This is a genomic window from Vibrio sp. 10N.222.48.A3, assembly GCF_041475345.1.
Lineage (GTDB): Bacteria > Pseudomonadota > Gammaproteobacteria > Enterobacterales > Vibrionaceae > Vibrio > Vibrio tasmaniensis_A.
The window spans coordinates 1-5,976 of the sequence record NZ_JBFRVX010000814.1 but is presented as its reverse complement, the minus strand read 5'-3'; the positions used below and the strand labels follow the sequence as shown (position 1 = coordinate 5,976).

General features: G+C 43.3%; 4 protein-coding genes and 1 pseudogene. 2 read left to right on the top strand and 3 right to left on the bottom strand.

Features of this window, described 5'->3' with window-relative positions; all coding sequences use genetic code 11:
* Positions 1-948: pseudogene (locus tag AB4653_RS20135) on the bottom strand (phosphate ABC transporter permease); the annotation flags it as partial.
* A gap of 200 nt (positions 949-1,148) precedes the next feature.
* On the opposite strand from AB4653_RS20135, the gene ppk1 reads away from it, so the two are divergent.
* Together ppk1 and ppx are read left to right on the top strand one after the other, a co-directional pair.
* Positions 1,149-3,245: a polyphosphate kinase 1 gene (gene ppk1 / locus AB4653_RS20130; protein WP_102258223.1), complete on the top strand. Its 2,097-nt coding sequence runs from the start codon at positions 1,149-1,151 to the stop codon at positions 3,243-3,245.
* The gene (gene ppx, locus AB4653_RS20125; RefSeq protein ID WP_009848265.1) at positions 3,236-4,747 is read left to right on the top strand and encodes an exopolyphosphatase; all 1,512 of its coding nucleotides are present in this window, start codon (positions 3,236-3,238) and stop codon (positions 4,745-4,747) included. Before ppk1 ends, ppx begins: the two co-directional genes overlap by 10 nt.
* 78 nt (positions 4,748-4,825) lie before the next feature.
* On the opposite strand, the gene AB4653_RS20120 is transcribed toward ppx, so the two are convergent.
* Positions 4,826-5,782 (bottom strand): PstS family phosphate ABC transporter substrate-binding protein, encoded by a 957-nt coding sequence (locus tag AB4653_RS20120; RefSeq protein ID WP_009848264.1) that lies wholly within the window; start codon positions 5,780-5,782, stop codon positions 4,826-4,828.
* Between the two features lie 17 nt (positions 5,783-5,799).
* Positions 5,800-5,976: ATP-binding protein (locus AB4653_RS20115; protein WP_372105155.1), on the bottom strand; the 177-nt coding region annotated here is incomplete at its 5' end.

Sequence of the window (5,976 nt, the reverse complement as noted above, 5' to 3'; positions counted from 1 at the left end):
GTCGCGAATATGGGTCAGGCTACGCTTTTCATCTTTGAGTACATCGAACCACTGAGAAACCTGTCCGTCCTCATGCGTAACCAACAGTGAATAAGCTCCAGACAGTAAATCGATACTTTTCACCGAGTGCTTCGCATCATTTAAGCTAAGATCAATCACTTCACGAACATTGAAGCCGCTATCGGATAACTTCAATACAACTAAATCCGATTGTGCTCGAAGATATAAAGTTTGGCCATCAGGCGTGACTAACAACTGTTGCTGTAAACCCAACTTATCCGACAGCCATTGACTCTTCTGAAAAACATACTGACCAGTAAGATCACTCTGGTACCACTTAACCAAAACTCGTTGATCGCTTAGCTGAGCGGCAACCGTGATACCACGTCCATTCTTAGAGAACGCAAATTTTTCGATTGTTGTTCCGTTTGATGATTCATCATTTAAAAACGGTTCCGGGAGATCGATTTGCTCAATTTTAGGTTCGGCTTCACTGCCCTTTTGCAGCACAGGCGCACTATACTCAGGGTAGAAAAAAGTAAGGTTGCTTGCGCTATCAGCAAAGGCAAACCAGTTTTCAGATGGGGTATTTCGAGAAAAAGCGATGGGGTTAGCTAAAACATTACGCTCAAAGTAAGAATGTGTATTTTGAGACTCTAAATCCCAAAACTGCACCAAGCCGGATTTTTCGATAGTAAACGCATGCTGACCGTATTCATCCACGGATAAGGCGATAGGCTTTTCTATGGCTACGGTCTTCACGGCTTGGTCAGTATCTAAACCAGTATCAGAAAATACCGGTAAAATGACCATCGCCAAGTAAACAAAGATCAGCACCAGAGCAGCTAGAACACTGACCGCGCCACATGTCACCGAAAAACGGACGAGACGATCTTTCAACCATCTTTTTTTGTCGCGCTCTTTCAATGAAAATTGGGCTGAAGCCATCTGTTTATCTACCTTTTTTTAGCTACTGACATAATATGTACGTTAGATGACAATTATATTACAAGTTACGTTAAACAACTGAAACTAATAACAAGTTTGTTGACCATATTTCTTAAAGTAAGATCATAGATTTTGTGAATCTTGTCATTCTAAATTAAAGTAACCAGCTCTATAGCCAGCACTCAAGGATTATCATCTCGATGGAAAAAGACTATGTCACAAAAGAACTTAGCTGGTTATCCTTCAACGAAAGAGTGCTCCAAGAAGCAGCCGACAAATCAGTCCCCTTAATCGAAAGAGTTCGTTTTTTAGGTATTTACTCGAAAAACCTCGATGAGTTTTACAAAGTCCGATTTGCTGATGTGAAACGAAAGATCTTACTTCAAGATCCTCAATTACCTGCCAACTCGCAGAAAACCCTGCTAACTCAAATGCAGAGCCAAGCAAGTAAGCTCGACGCTCAATTCTATGAGCTGTATAGCGACTTACTATTGGAACTGGCACGCAATCGTATTTTTCTGGTCAACGAACAACAAATCAGCGAAGAACAGAGTGAGTGGATCAAAAAGTACTTTAAGAAAAAAGTGCTGCCACATTTAACTCCGTTTCTCTTGAACGAAGATAGCCAGTTGCTCAATATTATCAAAGACGAGCAAAGTTACTTAGCCATCGACATTGAGCGAGAGACATCTTCTCAATATGTCTTACTCGAAATCCCATCAGAAGCCCTCCCTCGGTTTGTTAAGTTACCAGACACTTCTGGTTCACAGCGTACAACTTTGATCTTGTTAGATAATATAGTTCGATTTTGTTTAGATGACTTGCTTAAAGGATTCTTTGAGTATGACTCATTACGTTGTTTTGCGATAAAAATGACGCGTGATGCCGATTATGATCTTCAAGAGAACAATGAAAGTAACCTATTAGAATCGATGTCTTTAGGTTTAGAACAGCGCTTAACGGCACTACCGATACGCCTTATCTATGAGTCAGAAATGCCAGCTGAAATGCTCAATTTCTTGCAAGTCAGACTTAAGCTGTCTGACTATGACAGTGTCATTGCGGGTGGTCGCTATCATAACTTCAAGCATTTCTGCGAATTTCCAAGCCTTAATAGGCGTGATTTAGTTAATCGCCCACTTCCCGCGATTAAGTGTGCGCATTTCAGCCACTACCCAAACTATTTCGAAGCGATCAAAGCTCGTGACATCTTGTTGCATTACCCTTATCACACCTTTAATCACATCACTGAACTCGTGAGGCAAGCCTCCTTTGACCCGAAGGTAACCTCCATAAAAATAAACGTTTACCGTGTTGCAGAAGGCTCAAAGCTCCTTAGCTCGATCATCGATGCTGCACACAATGGTAAGAAAGTAACTGTCGTCGTTGAGCTACAAGCCCGCTTTGATGAACAAGCCAATATTCAGTGGACCAAGAAACTTCAAGAAGCCGGTATAAAAGTCATCCATGGCATCCCAAGTTTGAAAATTCACTCTAAGCTTCTGCTCATTAAACGGAAAGAAGGCAAGCATACGGCGCATTACGCTCATATTGGCACCGGTAACTTTCATGAAGTAACAGCGCGCGTGTATACCGATTTTTCTCTGCTCACTGCGAATGAAGATTTGACCCAAGAGGTGAGACAAGTCTTTAAGTATATTGAAAACCCTTATCAAAAATCACAGTTCAAACAACTGATTGTGTCACCAAAGAATACAAGAAAACGCCTGTATCAGTTGATAGATAATGAAATACAAAACGCGATAGAGAGCAAGCCTGCAAGCATCACTCTAAAACTCAACAATTTGGTCGACCGAGAGATCATTGAGAAGCTCTATCAGGCCAGCCAAGCCAATGTAAAAGTGAGAATGGTCATTCGTGGTATGTGCTCTCTCGTACCGGGAGTCTCCAACATCAGTGAGCAGATTGAGATTGTTAGTGTGGTCGATCGTTTTCTCGAACACCCAAGAGTGATGATCTTTGGTAACGCTGGTAATCCAAAAGTCTATATCTCCTCTGCCGACTGGATGACACGAAACTTCGATCACCGCATCGAAGTCGCCACTCCAATTTTAGATCCAAAGATCAAGCAAACCATTATCGATATCACCGAGTTTCATTTCGATGACAGCAACAAAGCTCGAGTGCTAGACCAATCGATGAGCAATCCTTACATACAAGCTCCAACAAACCCACTCGATTACCCGACGTCACAACTCTCCACTTACCACTATATTAAACGTATGGAGAAACTTGCTCGCAAGAAGTACAAACAAGAGAAGAAATCATGCCGCTAATTGATAACAAACATTCTCGATGTATTGCCGCTATCGACTTGGGTTCGAACAGTTTTCATATGGTGGTTGCCCGAGTATTCGAACAACACCTGCAATTAGTCAGCAGACACAAACAGAAAGTGAGATTAGGTGATGGGTTGGATGAGTTTAACTTCTTATCCGAAAGTGCTATCGAGCGAGGCTTGGAGTGCCTCAAAGTGTTCGCAGAACGACTAGCGGATTTTGAACTTGATGATGTAAGAGTTGTTGCGACTCATACCCTAAGAAAAGCCAAAAACGCTCAAGACTTCTTAGAGCAAGCCAAACCACTGTTTCCTTTTCCAATAGAGATCATTTCAGGTCAAGAAGAAGCTCGAATAATCTATAACGGTGTAGAACACACTCAAACCGCTTCTGAATCTAAATTGGTTATTGATATCGGTGGAGGGAGTACGGAACTCGTCGCAGGGCAAGGCTTTACGCCCCTAATTATGCGCAGTTTACCTATGGGATGCGTCAGCTTCACTCAACACTTCTTTGCTGACGGAGAGCTAACCTCACAACACTTCTCAGATGCTTATACCGCGGCTACTCGTCTATTGATGCCATTGATTGAAGAATATACAAAGGCGCCTTGGGAAATCGCCTTTGGCTCATCAGGGACGACTAAGTCAATAAAAGAGGTACTCATTGGTTTAGGCTTTACCGATGGTCTCATTACGCCGCAACGTCTGTCCTATTTGAAAAATCACTTATGTGAGTTTTCATCATCCAAAACCTTAGACCTTTCAGGTTTAAGTGATGAGAGAAAGCCGGTGTTTGCTGCTGGCGTCATCATTCTTTCAGCAGCCATGGATACGCTAGACATAAAGGAGTTACATTTTTCTGATGGCGCCCTGAGAGAAGGCGTTCTTTATGACATGGAGGATAGGTTTAAAGATATTGATGTTCGAACAAGAACTGCCGAAACGCTCGTCTCTCGATACCATGTTGACTTAGCTCATGGCCAGAGAGTCAAAGAACTCGCCCTTGCATTACTGAAACAAGTGCAGCCTCAAGTAACGACTATGGTCACTAATGAGCTGTATGATCTAGTTGGTTGGGCTGCACTACTTCATGAGGTAGGGCAAAGCATCGCATTCCAAGGCTATCACCGCCATTCGGCTTATCTGCTTAAGCACACGACAATGCCCGGTTTCAATACTGAGCAACAACGTCTTATCTCGACATTGGTTCGCCACCAAAGAAAAGCGATTAAGCGGCAAGACTTGCCGGAACTGTCTCTATTTTCTCCACAACAAATAACGCTACTAATTCGCATATTAAGACTCGCTATCTTACTCAATCGTCAGAGAAATCAAGCACTAGTCCCAGACACGACTCTAACGATTGAACAAGAGGATAACTGGGGATTGAAAGGATCTAACAGCGATTGGTTGGCCCAAAACCAACTGCTTGAATATGAACTCAAAGAAGAACAACAACGTTGGCAAAATGCTGGATGGTCGTTAAAGATAGAATAACGAACAGTCAAAATAAAAACAGCCTGCGACTTAGCAAGCTGTTCATACGTTTGTTTTCTAAGTTTGTGTTAGCCTCAATCAGAGCCCGACTTTTGCCAACTCTTGCTCTGCGAACTCAGGCGGTATCGCTAAATAGCCATCTTTCTCTACCAGTTCTTGCCCTTGCTTCGAGAATACAAAAGTGAGGAACTCTCTCTCTACAGGAGAAAGCGGTTTATCTGGGTGTTTATTCACATATACATAGAGAAAGCGCGATAGAGGGTAATCTCCGCTTAAAATATTCGCTCGAGTAGGCTCTACGTAATCAGAACCATGCTCAGCAATAGGAATTAACTTAACACCAGCCACTCGATAACCAATACCTGAGTACCCTATCCCGCTGATTGATGAAGCGACCGACTGTACAACCGACGCAGATCCTGGCTGTTCATTGACTCGGTTCTTGAAGTCGCCACTACATAATGCGTTTTGTTTGAAGTAGCCGTAGGTTCCCGAAACGGAATTACGACCGAACAGTTGGAATCTATGTTTTGCCCACGGCTGGCTGATACCTAAATCTTGCCAATTGTTTAGCGGCTTAGTCGCGCCACAGCGCAATGTCTCTGAAAATATGCTGTCAATTTCGCGAAAATTAAGTCCCTCGATAGAGTTATCACGATGCACAAAAAGACCAATCGCATCGATAGCAACTCGAAGCGCCGTCGGCTTATAGCCATGCTCCCTTTCGAACGCTTCCACTTCTCGTAGGCGCATTGGACGACTCATAGGCCCAAGGTGAGCAGTACCTTCCGTTAATGCAGGAGGTGCAGTGGATGAACCAGAAGCCTGAACTTGAGCATTCACGTTCGGGTAGTAAGACTTAAACTCTTCAACCCATAACGTTGTCATTCCCGCTAAGGTATCGGAACCGACAGACAACAAGCTGCCAGAAATACCCGGAACCTTAGAATAATCAGGAAGAGAATCGACACTTTGCTCGGCATGAACAGGGGTAACCAAAGCTAATGCTAATAATGAACTGATGGGGAAACGCATCCGGCGTATTAAGGAACTCATGACACTGTCAATCGGCTAGGCAGCGTGAAATGGAATCGGCTACCAACACCCACTTCACTTTGAATTTCTAAATGTGAATCATGGTGACTAAGCGCATGTTTAACAATCGCTAACCCTAAGCCACTGCCCCCAGTATCGCGTGAGCGTGCTTTATCAACACGATAGAAACGCTC